This window comes from Arthrobacter sp. CAN_C5 (assembly GCF_017875735.1).
GTDB lineage: Bacteria > Actinomycetota > Actinomycetes > Actinomycetales > Micrococcaceae > Arthrobacter_D.
The window spans coordinates 3623020-3638437 of record NZ_JAGGMZ010000001.1; the positions used below are offsets into that span (position 1 = coordinate 3623020).

The 15418-nt window shown below is 65.7% G+C and carries 13 protein-coding genes, 1 tRNA gene and 1 other RNA gene; 9 read left to right on the plus strand and 6 right to left on the minus strand.

What is annotated here, in order from left to right:
• Positions 1 to 33: 33 nt before the first annotated feature.
• Positions 34 to 1530 carry a helix-turn-helix domain-containing protein gene (locus H4V95_RS16855; protein WP_395939880.1) on the minus strand — a complete coding sequence of 499 codons (1497 nt, stop codon included), beginning with the start codon at positions 1528 to 1530 and terminating at the stop codon, positions 34 to 36.
• A gap of 138 nt (positions 1531 to 1668) precedes the next feature.
• Here H4V95_RS16855 and aceA point away from each other — a divergent pair, with 138 nt between their 5' ends.
• From aceA to H4V95_RS16870, 3 genes are all read left to right on the plus strand, one after another.
• Positions 1669 to 2985, plus strand: coding sequence for an isocitrate lyase (gene aceA / locus H4V95_RS16860; RefSeq protein ID WP_209731140.1), 1317 nt, complete (start codon positions 1669 to 1671; stop codon positions 2983 to 2985).
• A 111-nt stretch (positions 2986 to 3096) separates the two neighbouring features.
• Complete coding sequence (aceB, locus tag H4V95_RS16865) at positions 3097 to 4716, plus strand: malate synthase A (protein ID WP_209731141.1); 1620 nt, start codon at positions 3097 to 3099, stop codon at positions 4714 to 4716.
• A gap of 63 nt (positions 4717 to 4779) precedes the next feature.
• A complete protein-coding gene (locus H4V95_RS16870) occupies positions 4780 to 5496 on the plus strand; it encodes a DsbA family protein (protein ID WP_209731142.1) in 717 nt (238 codons plus the stop codon).
• Here H4V95_RS16870 and H4V95_RS16875 read toward each other — a convergent pair.
• Both H4V95_RS16875 and H4V95_RS16880 read right to left on the minus strand, forming a co-directional pair.
• Complete coding sequence (locus tag H4V95_RS16875) at positions 5493 to 6200, minus strand: LytR C-terminal domain-containing protein (RefSeq protein ID WP_209731143.1); 708 nt, start codon at positions 6198 to 6200, stop codon at positions 5493 to 5495. The genes H4V95_RS16870 and H4V95_RS16875 overlap by 4 nt on opposite strands.
• Positions 6193 to 6492 (minus strand): type II toxin-antitoxin system VapB family antitoxin, encoded by a 300-nt coding sequence (locus tag H4V95_RS16880; RefSeq protein WP_209731144.1) that lies wholly within the window; start codon positions 6490 to 6492, stop codon positions 6193 to 6195. Before H4V95_RS16880 ends, H4V95_RS16875 begins: the two co-directional genes overlap by 8 nt.
• Before the next feature lie 127 nt (positions 6493 to 6619).
• Here H4V95_RS16880 and H4V95_RS16885 point away from each other — a divergent pair, with 127 nt between their 5' ends.
• Positions 6620 to 7504: a hypothetical protein gene (locus tag H4V95_RS16885; RefSeq protein ID WP_245345758.1), complete on the plus strand. Its 885-nt coding sequence runs from the start codon at positions 6620 to 6622 to the stop codon at positions 7502 to 7504.
• On the opposite strand, the gene H4V95_RS16890 is transcribed toward H4V95_RS16885, so the two are convergent.
• The gene (locus tag H4V95_RS16890) at positions 7501 to 8001 is read right to left on the minus strand and encodes a glutathione peroxidase (protein ID WP_196867149.1); all 501 of its coding nucleotides are present in this window, start codon (positions 7999 to 8001) and stop codon (positions 7501 to 7503) included. The two genes, H4V95_RS16885 and H4V95_RS16890, sit on opposite strands and share 4 nt — an antisense overlap.
• A gap of 75 nt (positions 8002 to 8076) precedes the next feature.
• On the opposite strand from H4V95_RS16890, the gene H4V95_RS16895 reads away from it, so the two are divergent.
• Complete coding sequence (locus H4V95_RS16895) at positions 8077 to 9036, plus strand: oxygenase MpaB family protein (RefSeq protein WP_209731145.1); 960 nt, start codon at positions 8077 to 8079, stop codon at positions 9034 to 9036.
• Between the two features lie 151 nt (positions 9037 to 9187).
• Here the strand turns inward: H4V95_RS16895 and H4V95_RS16900 are convergent.
• Positions 9188 to 9275, minus strand: a tRNA-Ser gene (locus tag H4V95_RS16900).
• Positions 9276 to 9510: 235 nt separating this feature from the next.
• Between H4V95_RS16900 and ffs the strand changes: the two genes are divergently transcribed.
• The 4 genes from ffs to recR all read left to right on the plus strand — a co-directional run bounded on the left by ffs (position 9511) and on the right by recR (position 14143).
• Positions 9511 to 9606: signal recognition particle sRNA small type (ffs, locus tag H4V95_RS16905), an RNA gene on the plus strand.
• Positions 9607 to 9630: 24 nt separating this feature from the next.
• Positions 9631 to 10536, plus strand: coding sequence for a tRNA glutamyl-Q(34) synthetase GluQRS (gene gluQRS, locus H4V95_RS16910; protein ID WP_209731146.1), 906 nt, complete (start codon positions 9631 to 9633; stop codon positions 10534 to 10536).
• Positions 10537 to 10580: 44 nt separating this feature from the next.
• The gene (locus tag H4V95_RS16915) at positions 10581 to 13508 is read left to right on the plus strand and encodes a DNA polymerase III subunit gamma and tau (protein WP_209731147.1); all 2928 of its coding nucleotides are present in this window, start codon (positions 10581 to 10583) and stop codon (positions 13506 to 13508) included.
• Between the two features lie 38 nt (positions 13509 to 13546).
• Positions 13547 to 14143: a recombination mediator RecR gene (gene recR, locus H4V95_RS16920; RefSeq protein WP_196867145.1), complete on the plus strand. Its 597-nt coding sequence runs from the start codon at positions 13547 to 13549 to the stop codon at positions 14141 to 14143.
• A 142-nt stretch (positions 14144 to 14285) separates the two neighbouring features.
• Here the strand turns inward: recR and H4V95_RS16925 are convergent, their stop codons facing one another.
• Positions 14286 to 15410 carry an ABC transporter permease gene (locus H4V95_RS16925; protein ID WP_196867144.1) on the minus strand — a complete coding sequence of 375 codons (1125 nt, stop codon included), beginning with the start codon at positions 15408 to 15410 and terminating at the stop codon, positions 14286 to 14288.
• Positions 15411 to 15418 lie beyond the last annotated feature (8 nt).

The following is a 15418-nucleotide window of genomic DNA, read 5'->3' on the forward strand; positions in this document are numbered from 1 at the left end:
TCTCCTGCGCTAGGTGTGGATAGTGCTGACGATCTAGCCCGAGTGGGCTTCGAGAAAGGTGTAGACCTCGGTTTCGTCGACGCCGGGGAACGCCCCGGGGGGCATCGCGGCCAACAGGTGAGAGTGTGCCCGTGCACTGGGCCAGGCGTGGCCCGCCCAGTTTTCCGCCAACGACGACGGCGGCCGCTGGCAGCACGCCTCGTCGGGGCAGAATGACTTCTCCCGCATGGGGGTGTCCCTGCCCCTGAACCACTTCACGTGCGCGTACGGCACCCCGATGCTCAGTGAGAACTCACCGGCCGCCGACCGCTCGGTGCGCGCCGTGCACCAGTAGGTGCCACTGGGAGTGTCGGTGTACTGGTTGTAGGCACGGAACTTGTCGGCCACCTCGAACACCACCCGCGAGGTCCACCGTTTACAGGACGGTTGTCCCTCGATGGCTCCGGTGTGATCCTGGGGGAAGGTGACGCCGTCGTTCTCATACGCCTTATAGATGATCCCGCTCTCATGGGTCTTCTGAAAGTGGGTGGGAATACCCAGATGCTCGGTGGCGAGGTTGGTGAACCGGTGCGCCGCCGTCTCGTAGGACACCGCGAAGGCGTCCCTGATGTCCTCGACGGCAATCTCCTTGGCCGCCTTGGACCGCTGCAGGAACTCCACTGCTGGCTTCTCCGGGAGCAGCAGTGCCGCAGCGAAATAGTTGGTTGCGACCCGCTGCCGCAGGAACTCGCGGTAGCTTTCGGGCGTCTGGTGATCCAGCACGTAGTGGCCGAGGGCCTGCAGCAGGACGGAGCGCGGGTCGTGGTCGGTCCGCTGCGACTGGGTCAGGTAGATCCTGCGGTTCTTCAGATCGGTGACTGACCTCGTGGAGTGCGGCAGGTCCCCCACATGGTGCAGCGTGAACCCCAAGTGGGCGGCGATGTCGGCAATCAGGTGCTGCGACATGGGCCCGGAGGTGTGTCCCACCGAGTCGAGGACCTTCTGCGCTTCGGCCTCGAGCTCGGGGAAATAGTTGTTCTGCTTGCGCATTTCCCGCCGCAGTTCGGCGTTGGCCCTCCGCGCTTCCTCCGGTGTGGCGACCTGCTCGTTGAGACGCCGCTCCAATTCGCCCTGGAGGCCCACCAGGGATTCGAGCACCTCCATGGGCAGCCGGGACGAGATCCGCACCTTTGGCAACCCCAGGGACCCGTAGAGTGGCCCGCGTTGGGCCCTTTCCAGCTCGATCTCCAGGGCGGCCCGCCTGGTCGGCGGTTCAGCACCCAGCAGCTGGTCGATCCCCACCCCGAGGGCGGAGGCCAGACCCTGCAACATGCCCAGCTTGGGTTCCCGTTTGCCGTTCTCGATCAGCGATAGCTGGGACGCCACCGTCCCCACCAGCGCCCCCAGATCGTCGAGCGTCATGCCCTTGGCTTTACGAAGGTGGCGGATCCGGCGACCCAGACTGATCACGTCCAGCTCCTCAGGCGCCACCGGCGAACCGCTACCGGAAGCGTCGGGGCCGGGTCGGTTCCAGGTGGACGTGGTCCTCATCTTCGTCATTTATTGAGGTTACGCCAAGAAGTGCGTTTCTTGCCAGAGGTTTTCCCTAGAAAGGTGGTTGAAAAGAGAGAAAGGTTGGTTTTACGAAGCCCAAGACACCGACGGCACGGGAATTCAAAGGAGAATGCAATGACACAGGACCAGGGAACACCATCCACCACCGAGGGTTCGACGGAGCGGGAACTGGAACTCGAATGGGCAGCCAACCCCCGCTGGGAATCCGTCAGTCGCGACTACTCCGCTGCCGACGTCGTCCGTCTCCGCGGCCGGGTCCAGGAGGAGCACACCCTGGCCCGGCGCGGCGCCGAGAAGCTGTGGAGCCAGTTGACTACCCAAGCACGCACCGGGGACTACACCCACTCCCTGGGCGCGCTCACCGGGAACCAGGCGGTGCAGCAGGTCAAGGCCGGACTCAAGGCCATCTACCTCTCCGGGTGGCAGGTCGCGGCGGACGCGAACAACTCCGGACACACCTACCCGGATCAGTCTCTGTACCCCGCCAACTCCGTACCCACTGTGGTGCGTCGCATCAACAATGCGCTGCTCCGCGCCGACCAGATCGACTTCGCGGAGGGCGTCCAGACGGTGGAGGACTATCTGGTTCCCATCATCGCCGACGCCGAGGCCGGCTTCGGCGGACCACTCAACGCCTATGAGCTGATGAAGTCGATGATTCAGGCTGGCGCTGCTGGCGTTCACTGGGAGGATCAGTTGGCCTCCGAGAAGAAGTGCGGGCACCTCGGCGGAAAGGTGCTCATCCCGACGCAGCAGCACGTACGCACCCTCAACGCTGCCCGGTTGGCCGCCGACGTGGCGGGCACGCCATCGGTGGTGGTGGCCCGTACCGACGCGGAGGCCGCAACCCTCATCACCTCGGACGTGGACGAGCGGGACCAGCCGTTCATCACCGGCGAGCGCACCCCCGAAGGCTTCTACAAGGTGCGCAACGGCCTTGACGCCTGCATCGCCCGGGGCCGGGCCTACGCCCCGTACGCTGACCTGCTGTGGATGGAGACCGGGACCCCGGACCTCGACCTGGCGCGCCGGTTCGCGGAGGGTATCAAATCGGAGCACCCCAACCAGATGCTCGCCTACAACTGCTCGCCGTCGTTCAACTGGAAGAAGCACCTCGACGACTCGACCATCGCCAAGTTCCAGCGGGAGCTCGGAGCGATGGGCTTCACCTTCCAGTTCATCACCCTGGCTGGCTTCCACGCCCTGAACTACTCGATGTTCGACCTCGCCGAGGGGTACGCCCGCAACGGCATGAGCGCGTACGTCGAACTGCAGGAGCGGGAGTTCGCTGCCGAGTCCCGCGGGTACACCGCGACAAAACACCAGCGTGAGGTGGGAACGGGCTACTTCGACCAGATCGCCACCGCACTGAACCCGACCGGCAGCACCCTTGCACTGGCCGGATCCACCGAGGCACAGCAGTTCCACTAACCGTCTGACCCCTGCCTTGCATCGAGTCAACAGAAGTGGCCACCGTCCACCCGGATACCTGCTACTTCTGTTGGCTCGATCGTGGGGCCCCACTTTTCCAGGAGGCACACCATGAACGAATTGATCACCCTCAACGGCGTTACCCTGACGGCGCCGGCCGTGCGCCGCCAGGACGAAATCCTCACCCCCGAGGCCCTCGAATTCCTGCGCCGGTTGCATCAGTCGACCGCCAGCCGCCGGCAGGAGCTGCTGCAACTGCGGCAGCAGTCCCGTGCCAGGATCTCCAACGGCACCGACCCGCGCTTCCTCCCGGAGACCAAACACATCAGGGACGACGACGGCTGGAAAGTGGCGCCGATCGCTCCCGGCCTGGAGGATCGCCGGGTGGAAATCACCGGGCCGGTGGACCGCAAGATGACCATCAATGCCCTGAATTCGGGGGCCAGGGTATGGCTCGCCGACATGGAGGATTCGTCCACCCCCAGCTGGTCCAACGTCATCAACGGGCAGCTCAACCTGCGCGATGCGCTGGCCGGGCGGATCGACTTCACCTCCCCGGAGGGCAAGGAGTACCGGCTCGGTGCCGACCGGCCGACAATCGTTGTCCGCCCCCGCGGCTGGCACCTGCCCGAGAAGCACCTCTTGATCAACAACACGCCGATCGCCGGCGGCCTGGTGGACTTCGGCCTGTACTTCTTCCACAACGCGCGCACCCTGATCAGCCAGGGGCGGGGACCGTACTTCTATCTGCCGAAAATAGAGAACCACCTGGAAGCGAGGCTGTGGAACGACATCTTCGTCCAGGCCCAGCAGCTCCTGGGACTCCCCCAGGGCACCATCCGCGCGACGGTGCTGATCGAGACCATCACCGCGGCGTTCGAGATGGAGGAGATCCTCTACGAGTTGCGCGAACACGCCGCGGGCCTGAACGCCGGCCGCTGGGACTACATCTTCTCGGTGATCAAGAACTTCAGGACCCGGGGACCGCGCTTCGTCCTGCCCGACCGGTCAATGGTGACCATGACCGCCCCGTTCATGCGGTCCTACACCGAGCAGCTGGTCCGGATCTGCCACCGTCGTGGAGCCCATGCGATCGGCGGCATGGCAGCGAACATCCCGAACCGGCGGGACGAAGCGGCCAACGCCGTCGCGCTTCAGAAGGTGCGGGCCGACAAGACCCGGGAGGCGAACGACGGTTTCGACGGCTCCTGGGTGGCGCACCCGGACCTGGTTCCGGTGGCCATGGAGGTGTTCGACGCCGTCCTGGGCAAGCAGCCGAACCAGCTGGGGAAGCTGCGTGACGACGTCGTACCCGATGCCAAGGCGCTGTTGAACATCGCCGGCACCCCGGGGGTCATCACCGAGGCGGGGATCCGCGAAAACCTGGAAGTGGGGGTCCGGTACATCGAGTCGTGGCTGCGCGGCAACGGGGCTGCGGCCATCAATTCCCTGATGGAGGACGCGGCGACGGCAGAGATCTCCCGGTCGCAGATCTGGCAGTGGATCTACTCCGGCGCCGTCACCGATGAGGGCGAAATGATCACCCACAACTGGGTCGCTGAACTCCTGGAGGAAGAGTTCGAGGCGGTGGAACGCTTCGACGGTGACCGGTTCGACGACGCTCTCGCCATCTTCGAGGAGGTGGCCCTCGGCGAGGAGTTCCCCACCTTCCTCACCGTTCCGGCCTACGCCCGTTACCTGCACGAGAGCCGGGAACTGGCGGCCGTCTAGTCCCAGCTGGCTGCGGGGGTGGTCCCGGGAATACCCCGGAGCCACCCCCGCGTTATGCCGGATATGCAGATTGAAATTTGGTCAGATGTGAAGTGCCCGTGGTGTTTCGTAGGGAAACGCCGGTTCGAGAAAGCCCTCGAAGGGTTTGAGCACAGGGAACAGGTCACCGTGACCTGGAAGAGCTTCCAGCTGGACCCGAACCTCCCGGACCACTATGACGGGACCGAACAGCAGTACCTTGCCGAGCGCAAAGGCATCCCCGAAGATCAGGTCCGTGCGATGTGGGACAGCCTGTCCGCGTCGGCAGCGGGCGAGGGGTTGGACTTCCGCTTCGAGGACGTGGTGGTGGGCAACAGCTTCACGGCGCACCGGTTCCTGCACCTGGCCAAGTCCCAGGGTCTGGGTGACCAGGCGAAGGAAGCCATCCTGTCCGCACACTTCGAGCAGGGCAAGGACACCTCCGACACCGAGTTCCTGGTGCAACTGGGAGCCGGGATCGGCCTCACCGAGCAGGACGTGCGTGACACGCTGGGCTCCGACCGGTTCGCGGACGACGTACATCACGACATCGCCGAGGCTCAGACCCTCGGCATCAGCGGCGTCCCGTTCTTCGTCATTGACCGGAAGTACGGGATCTCCGGTGCGCAGCCGACAGACCTGTTCGCCGAGGCGCTCGACACCGCGTGGAAGGAAGCCAACCCGTTGACCCTGGTGAGTCCTGCCCGCACCGGCGCACAATCGGCCGACGGCGAAGCCTGCGGACCGGACGGCTGCAGCTAGGGAGCCGCCGGGGTTGACGCTGGCGCACCCGTCGTCGATTCCGCCTCGGCGGACGACGTCGTCGGATCCGTGCAGACCAGGCCCGCGGCTGTCGCGTCGAGGTCCTCCTCGGGAATGAGCGCCTGGTAACCCGAGCCGACCACGACGTCGACCGACGCATCGACACGTTCGTCCTCAACGAAGACGGTCCCCGGGATCTGGCGTTGCACCGTGAACGCGTTCGCGTAGCCGTTGGGCCCCGCCACCACGATCGCCGTCATCCCTTCCCGGTTCACCGTCCTGTTGCCGATCTCGCCAAGGACGAAGGCCCGCTCCCGCAGGCTCTCCCCGACCGTACCGGCCAACCCGGAAATGGTGGTGCTGTTGTACAGGTTGACGGTGACCGCCGAGGGCGACTGCACCTCGAACGGACCGGCGGGGCAGGTGTAGGTGGGTTCGGGGTCTGGTTCCAGCGCGGCGATCCGGATATCGCCGCGATTAATGCCGATCGCCATAAACACTGCCGCCGCCACCAGCACAACGAGGAGCACGAGCACCACGCCGTGGCGGAGACGCCGCATGTAGATGTGGGGGCGTTCGACGTCGCCGGTGTCGGCGAACACGTTGTCCAGGTCGTTCTCGGTGACGATCCGGTGGCCGTGCCACTCAATCGGGTTCTTCCTGGACTTTTTGGTCACATGCCGCTGCGGGGGCTGATCAGTCATCGATCACCAGCACGCGGGCGTGCAGAATGGTTCGCTGATGCAGCGCTGTGCGCACCGCTCGGTGGAGACCGTCCTCCAGGTATAGCGTCTCGTTCCACTGGACCACGTGCGGAAACAAATCCCCGAAAAAGGTGGAATCCTCAGCCAACAGCGCCTCGAGGTCAAGGGTGGTCTTGGTGGTCACCAAGTCGTCCAGGCGCACCTGGCGGGGGGCGACTCCGGCCCAGTCCTTGGGGGTCACGTAACCATGGTCAGGGTAGGGACGTCCTGCGCTTACGGCTTTGAATATCACCAATACAGACTAGAGAAGATCACGGGGCAATGGAACACGGGCTGGATCCCACGGGGTTTAGTAGCCAAAAGGTTACGCCCGGGCCCCGAATAGTGGATACCGGGCAAGTGCGAGAATAATTGCTCCCATGACTTCCCCCGAACTGACCGGACTCCTGCTCGACGTCGACGGACCTGTCGCGAGTCCCGTGTCGCGGACCGTGCGCCCCGCCATCATCGGCGACCTCCTGACCCTTGCCGCCGCCGGGTGGCCGGTGATCTTCAACACGGGCCGCTCCGACGCGTTTATTCGCAGCGAGGTCATGGCCCCGATGCTCGCGGCCGGCATCCCCGAGGGCGTGGTGTTCCACGCTATCTGTGAGAAGGGAGGCGTGTGGTTCAGCTTCGACCAGTCCGGAGCGGGAGAGCTGAACGTCGACGAGTCGCTCGCCCTGCCACGGGAGTTCGGCGCGGGGATCCGTGACCTGGTGGCCGAAAAGTACTCGGACCACATGTTCTTTGATGAGACCAAGTACGCAATGGTGTCGGTGGAACAGCACATCGAGGTGGAGAACACCGACTATCTGGCGGAACAGGCCGGGTTCGACGCCGACGCGCTGGCCCTGATGCGCTCCTTCGGGATGGGGGTATGCCGGCTGGCCCACCACGCCCCGGACAGCGACGACAACATCGACTTCCGGATCGACCCAACCATCATCTCCACCGACATCGAGTCCGTCCGGCTGGGGAAGGATCTCGGCGCTGAGCGGGCCCTGGGCCTGCTGGGCACCGCCATCCCGGCCCGCTGGCGGACCGTTGGGGATTCACGTACCGACTACGCGATGGCCGACTACCTCCATGAGCACGGGTACGACGTCGCGCACGTGGATGTCCGCCCAGCCGACGGCGTCCCGGACAAGCCGTACCCGGTGCTCACCGAGGGTCAGTTGACCAACGACGACGCGGGCGCCGCTTTCCTCGCCGGCTGCGTGCAGTCCCTGCAGGCCGTCAGCGAGGAGCCAGCCGGTAGTTAGGCCGTCTTGGCCAGGGTCTCCTCGATTGCGGCGACCACCTCGGCCGATTCTGGCTCAACCGTGGGAGCGAAGCGCGCCACCACCGAGCCCTGAGCGTTCACCAGGAACTTCTCGAAGTTCCACTTCACCAGCCCGGGTAGCACACCGTTCTTGAACTTGGTCAGTTCCGAGTACAGGGGGTGCTGGTTCCTTCCCCGCACATCGGCCTTTTTCGTCAGCGGGAATGTGACGTCATAGGTGGTGGAGCAGAACGCCTGAATGTCCTCGTCGGTGCCGGGCTCCTGGCTCATGAACTGGTTGCAGGGCACCCCCACCACCACGAATCCCTGATCCCGGTACTTCTGGTACAGATTCTCCAGTCCGCCGTACTGCGGGGTGTAGCCGCACTTCGACGCAACGTTGACCACCATCACCGTCTTCCCCGAAAAGTCGCCGAACGACTTCTCGGCGCCGTCGTTCATGGTCAGAGGAATTGAGTGAAGATTCGTTGATGGCATGGTTACTCCCGGTAGGCGACTGCTTAGCATTCGTACGGTAGCAGCCGGTGGATTGGCCTACGCAATAATGAGGGGGTGCCCTCACTGAAGAACACCTGGCTCAACCGTTCCCTCGACAGCTGGCGGACGCAGCTCCGCAAGACGTTCACCGGCAACTCCGAGGTGCCTCCGTCCTGGGCTGAGAAACTGGACGAGGGCGACGACGTCGGGTACTTCCCGCCGTCGTCCGCGGCTTGGGCGGTGCACGGCTCGATGACCCCGCTGGTCGGCGGGATCCGCGCGCTGCTCCTGCAGGCCCTACACCCCGGGGCCATGGCGGGCGTCCATGACTTCTCCCGCTACCGCGAAGACCCGCTCGGCCGGTTGGCGGGAACCATCCAGTGGATCTTCACCGTCACCTACGGCTCTGCAGAGGCGGCCAAGGGTGGTTCAGCCTGGGTGCAGCGGCTACACCAGCGGGTCACCGGAACCTACATCGACAGCAAGGGTGCCACCCAGCCCTACTCCGCGGGCTCCCCCGACCTGCTGCGCTGGGTGCATTTGGCATTCACGGACGCGTTCCTCGCATCCCATCTGGCCTATGGTCCGCCGATCCCGGGCGGCGCCGACGGGTACGTGGCAGAGTGGGCTCAGGCCGGCCGCCTGATGGGGGTGACCGATCCCCCGACCTCGGCGGCCGAACTCGCCGCCCAGTTGGCAGCGTTCGACGACCGACTGGTCTGTGGCCCGCAGGTCACCGAAGCCCTGCGCTACATCAAACGCCCGCCACTGCCCGTGTCGCAGCGGTTCGGGTATCAGGTGCTGTTCGCTGGCGCGGTTTCCACGCTCGAGCCGCGGCACCGGGAGTTGCTGGGCCTCCGCGTCCCCTCGCTGGGTCCCCTCCCGCTCCCGGTACGCACCGCGACCCGGCTGGTGATGTTCATAGTGCGCCTGGGACTCGGCCCCGAGGGCCCGAGCGAAGCGGCTGCCAAGCGCCGCCTGGACCGGCTGCGCGGCACCGAAGCCGAGGCGAATCCGCCCCGGCCCGAGGTGTGAGGCTGCGCTTTTTCACACTGAACAGTCGCAATGAGTGGGATTGTCTAGACATTCCCACCGATCGCCGCCCATCAATGGGCAACTCGACGGTTGACCAATAAAAAACACCCCCGGCCAAAGCCGGGGGTGTTTCTTTGTTGCAACTCACATGTGGCGGAGGATGGGGGATTTGAACCCCCGAGGGCGTTAACCCAACACGCGTTCCAGGCGTGCGCCATAGGCCGCTAGGCGAATCCTCCTAGTTTGGAGCAGATACCAGAATACCCACTAGGGAACGATCTAACGAATCGCGGTCCTGTGCCCCTCACAGAAACCCCATATGGGTTCACCGGGAGGAACTCAATTCACGGACGCTGAGCCCATGCCGATCGGTTCCTGGGCCGCCCTCTGACCCGCAATCTGGCCCGCCTTCCAGCACTACACCGGGCGATTCCAACGGTTCAAAACCGCCCCAGGGATTCCTGTAGACTATTTCCCGGCCCCTCATGTGGTGTCACCCTGTGAACTCCCCCAGGACCGGAAGGTAGCAAGGGTAAGCGGGCTCTGGCAGGTGCATGGGGGGTCTTCTCATTCCCTGACGCAGCAGGAGCACCGATGAACAGCCCCGGCGCTGGCCGCTTCGCCCCGAGCCCCTCCGGGGAGCTGCACGTGGGAAACCTTCGCACCGCCATGCTGGCCTGGCTGTTCGCGCGCAGCACCTCCCGGGAGTTCCTCGTGAGGATCGAAGACCTGGACCGTTCCCGCGCCGGAGCCGAGGCCGCCCAACTCGCCGAGCTTGCCGCCGTCGGGATCGATTGGGACCATGAACCCGTCCGCCAGAGCGACCGTCTCCCCCTCTATCGGCAGGCGATTGGGTCGCTCCAGGCAGCCGGCCTGTTGTACGAGTGCTACTGCACCCGCCGTGACATTGCCGAGGCCGCCACCGCACCCCATTCCCTCCCCGGCTCCTACCCCGGTACCTGCCGCAACCTGTCGAAGGCGGCCACTCCCGAGCAGGATGGCCAGCGCCACGACAGACCGCCGGCGCTCCGCCTGCGGTCCGAGGTCACCAGCTGGACCATCGAAGATCAGCTGCAGGGAAGCTACACCGGCCCGGTGGATGACCTGGTCATCGTTCGCAGCGACGGGGTGCCCGCGTACAACCTGGCGGTGGTCATCGACGACGCCGCGCAGGGCATCGACCAGGTGGTCCGCGGTGATGATCTGCTGAGCTCCACGCCGCGGCAGGCCTACCTGGCTGGCCTCCTGGGGTTGACCCCGCCCCGGTACGCCCACGTCCCTCTCGCCCTGAACAAGGACGGACGACGCCTGGCCAAACGCGACGGTGCTGTCACCCTTGAATCGCTCGCCGGGAAGGGCCTGGGCCCGGAGCTGGTGAGGGACCTGATCCTTCGCTCGGCGGGCCTCCCTGCGGGTACGCTGGCAGGAGCGCTTGAGGCGTTTGATCCCGCAGGGTTACCGCGGGAAGCCTGGGTGGTCGAGCCCGGCGAGCTGTCCTGATTCCGCCACTGCACTACGTCACCACCAACCGATAGGGTTCTTCTGTGAGCACAGCCCTTTACCGCCGATACCGTCCAGAAGCCTTCGCGGATGTCATCGGCCAGGAGCACGTTACCGCTCCCCTCATGGCTGCCATCGAGAAGGGCCGGGTCAATCACGCCTACTTGTTCTCCGGTCCCCGCGGTTGCGGAAAGACCACTTCCGCCCGCATTCTTGCCCGCTGCCTGAACTGCGCGCAGGGCCCCACCCCCGTCCCCTGCGGTGTCTGTGACAGCTGCGTTGAGTTGGCCCGCGGCGGATCCGGCAGCCTCGACGTCATCGAAATTGATGCCGCCAGCCACGGTGGCGTCGACGACGCGAGGGATCTCCGCGAGCGTGCCACGTTCGCGCCCGTCCGTGACCGCTACAAGATTTTCATCATCGATGAGGCCCACATGGTCACGTCGGCGGGCTTCAACGCGCTCCTGAAAATCGTGGAGGAGCCGCCCGAGCACATCAAGTTCATCTTCGCCACCACTGAACCGGACAAGGTGATCGGCACCATCCGGTCCCGCACCCATCACTATCCGTTCCGGCTGGTACCACCCGAGCCACTGATGGGATACCTGGATCTGCTCTGCACGCAGGAAGGAATCCCGGTTGTCCCCGGGGTCCTGTCCCTGGTGATCCGCGCCGGCGGCGGATCGGTACGGGATTCCCTGTCGGTCCTCGACCAGCTGATGGCCGGCGCCGGTCCCGACGGCCTCGACTATGAACTGGCGGTGTCCCTCCTCGGGTACACCCACGCTTCGCTGCTCGACGACGTCGTCGACGCCTTCGCCGCGGGCGACGCCGGCGCCGTTTTCAGCGCCGTCGACCGGGTCATCCAGACCGGACACGACCCCCGCCGGTTCGTCGAGGACCTGCTGGAACGATTCCGTGACCTGATCATCGTGAATGCCGTCCCAGACAGTGCCGCCGCGATCCTCCGCGGCACCCCCGATGACCAGCTGAACCGCATGCGGACCCAGGCCAATCAGATGGGCCGCGGTGAGCTGTCCCGCGCCGCCGACATCACCAACACGGCACTGACCGAAATGACCGGCGCCACCTCCCCGCGCCTTCACCTTGAACTGCTGTGCGCGCGGATCCTGCTGCCAGCCGCCGATGAAACCGAGCGGGGAACACTGGCCCGGGTGGACCGGATTGAACGTCGCCTGCAGTACGCCGGGTCCGACGCCGTGCCCGCAGCGGCACCCACCGCGCCGGCGCCCGCACGTGAGCCGGACCCCGGTGCAGCGGATCGTGTCTCCCCTGAACACGGCGCCCCTGATCAAGGTGTTCCTGAACGTGGCGCCCCTGAGCGGGGTGTTCCTGCGGTCACTGCCCCGGGCGCCGGCGCGGCCCCCCGGGAGCCAACCACCCCGCCCGCAGCGGACGCGGTTGACCCCGGCCCGACCCAGGACAACGCGCGTCCGGCTCAGGACGACGCCGCGTGGCCCGATGAGTCCTCCTTCGCTGGGTCCGCACCCGGTTCAACAGGATCAGCACCGGCTGCCCCAACCACGCCCGCACCGGCGGCGGGGACGTCAGCCCAGGCGGAGCCCGCCCCCACCGCCGCGGGTGCACCCCAGGTGGAGATGATAAGGCGTGCCTGGCCCGAAATCATGGACGAGCTGGCGAGAATCAAACGCACCACCTGGCTCAACGTCAACCCCGACGCCAAGCCACGCACCATGAACGGCAACCAGCTGGTGCTCGCCTTCGCCACCCAGGGAAACGCCATCGCCTTCCAGCGTGGGACCCACATGGACAATGTGAAGCAGGCCATCCACAAAATCCTTGCGCTCGACGTCACCATCGACGTGGTGCACGACGGAGCGGCGGCAGCGGGTGAGCCAAACCCAAAAGTACCCACTAGTCGGCAGGCGCCGACGGAGCCGCCCAGCAGCTCAACGCCCGAAACACGTCGCGTCGAGCCCGCCGTCGCGACCCCGCGACCGGCATCGGCGTCCCCGGATATGCGTTCGACCGAGCCACCCGGTGCCACCGCACCGCTCAACTCCCCCGACGAGCCCCAGTCGAACCCAGCTCCCGTCGCTGCGGTACCGGCTGCTGCGCCGACGCGTGCCGAGCCCAACCCAACACGGCAAGCCCCCTCTGCCGCCTTACCCGCCACCGTGACACCCTCTGCCGCTTCCCTCGCCACCGTGGCACCGGCAGCTCCCGAGCCTGCCACCGTGAGGCAGGCCCCGTCGGCTGCAACACCTGCCACCCCGGCAGCTGTCCCACCCGCATCCGCCCCGGAGGCCGTGCAGTCGACGAGTCGGCCCCCCGCTACGTCGTCGACGGCGGGGCACGCCCCCACAACCCGGTGGAACACGGGCCCAGCCACTGCGGGGAACCAGTCCCCCGCCCAAAAACCACGCGCAAGCCCCGGACCAGACGCACGCGATGGATCGGGGGCGCCCGGCCGCGCCCGGACCACGCGGACCGCTCCCCCGCCGGACGACTCGTGGGCCTCGGTGGAACCTCCCTCCGATGAGTACGACCTGGGACCGGAAAGCACCGCCTGGCAGACCCCGGAGCCAACCGAAGCTGAAACCTGGGCACCCGAATCGGCTCAGCCTGCACCAGCCACGCCACCCGCCACCTCTCTGCAGGAGAGTGCACCCTCGCGCCGGGCGGATTCAGGGCAGCGCCCGGAAGTCACCCCGCCCGTGCAGCATCCAGCAGCCCCTTCACCGGAGGCAGCCGCGTCCGCGGCTAAACCGCTCAGCCGGTACCAGCGGCTCCTGGATGAAGCCGAGCGGAAACGGCAGGAGGAGGAAGCGGCGAATCCCCGGAAGGGCGCCGTAGACTTGACCTACGTTGAGGACGAGCCCAGCGCCGACGATGTCACCATCGAGGAGTCTGGGCTGGTGGGCCGTTCGGCAATCGAACGCATCCTCAATGGAAGGCTGATAGAGGAACGCGGCGTCGACAGCCCCTAGCTCTCCTCCCAGCAAACCAGCAACCAGAAGAAGGTTCAGTGTACGAAGGCGCAGTCCAGGAGCTCATCGACGAACTGGGCCGGCTTCCCGGGGTAGGGCCCAAGTCAGCGCAACGGCTGGCGTTCTACATCCTCGAAGGCGACAGCGAAGATATCAAACGCCTTGTCACAGCCATCGTCACGGTGAAAGAGCGCGTTAAATTCTGCAGTGTCTGCGGTAACGTCGCCGAGCAGGACACCTGTGGCATCTGCCGTGATCCGCGGCGGGACCCGACGGCAATCTGCGTCGTCGAAGAGTCAAAAGACGTGATCGCCGTCGAACGCACCCGCTCGTTCAGGGGGCGCTACCACGTGCTCGGCGGGGCCATCAACCCCATCGCCGGGATTGGGCCGGACCAGCTCCGCATCCGCGAACTGCTCAGCAGGCTCTCCGATGACAAAATCGAAGAAATCATCATCGCCACCGACCCGAATCTGGAGGGCGAGGCAACCGCTACCTACCTCGCCCGGATGCTCAAGACCATCGGGATCAAAGTGACCCGTCTGGCCTCGGGGCTACCGGTCGGCGGCGACCTTGAGTACGCCGACGAAGTGACGCTCGGTAGGGCCTTCGAAGGACGCAGGACCGTCTCCTGACCCCAGCTCCGGTGATCCGGTGATCCGGTGAGGAACCTGGACATTGGTGAGCAACCTTTCACTCACGGATGTCCAGGTTCACACCTCCGGTCCAGGTTGCTCACTGAAACGGGGCGACCCGAGGGTTGCGCCAGCGAACCACTCAGGCGATCCGGGTCCCCTGGGCGAGCCGCCTGGCGGGGGTGGCAAGTTTTCCGCGTCCCAGCCACAGCAGGCCACCGGCGAGCGCCGACTGCAGCACGAGGCCCAGGGGCCAGATGGGAAAACTGTCCTCCGCCAGCTCCCGGCCAAAACCCTGAGCTTCTTCGCAGGTCGTCTCGTAGTCTGGGCCGGCCTGCAACAGGCGGACCCCCTCACTAATGCTTTCCATTACGCCGGGCTGGACGTACACGTCTGGGTAACCGGGTTGGGCCACCTGCCCGAAGTCACCACCTCGGGAGTACGGCACCGAGTCGGCCACGATCACGAAGGGATTGGCGGCCAGCAGCCAGGTGGTCCGTTCAGTGTGATGCACGGTCTGCAGTTCTGTACGGGTGATGCATTCCATCTGGACCGACGCAGGGATCTCGGCCGAAAAGTCGGTGCCCGGCGGGTAATCCAGGTAGGAGTACGTCACTTCCACATTTTCCTCATCGACCAGAGCGTAGCTCAGACCAAACGTGATCAGGGTGCCGATGCCAAGCAGCGCCACCACCATGTAGGTGGTGACAATGGAGAACAGCGGCCGGTTGGCGAGGGCAGAGATGCCGATGCCGATCGCCGACACGATCCCTAACTCCACACTGAGCATCAGCAGCGAGATGAAGGCCTCCGCCGGGTTCACCCCGCCCAGCGCCAGCGCCCAGAAGATGAACGGTGAGCTGACCAGGAGGAAGGCCAGCGAAGCCACCCAGGAGGCAAGCCATTTGCCCCACAGGATCTGGCCCGGGGTGAGGAGGGTGATCTGCAGGATGGCGAGCGTCCCGGCAGCGCGGTCACCGTTGATGGCATTGGCCGAAAGCCCCGGTGCCACGAGCAGGCCGAAAAACAAGACAAACCCCACCACCATGTCAAAGAGGATGGCGCCCGAACCAACGGTGGCCGAGGTGGTGACCGAGGCCAACAGAAACACCAGGCCGATGACGAAGAACCAGATGACGAGCATGATGTACCAGGCCCGGGCCCGCAACCGTTGACGCATTTCGAGGCCGAACACTGCTTTCACCCCGCTCCAGTAGGAAAGGGTAAGGTCGGTCGACGCGCCGGTTGAGCCCGGCTGCTCAGTCATTGAGGTGC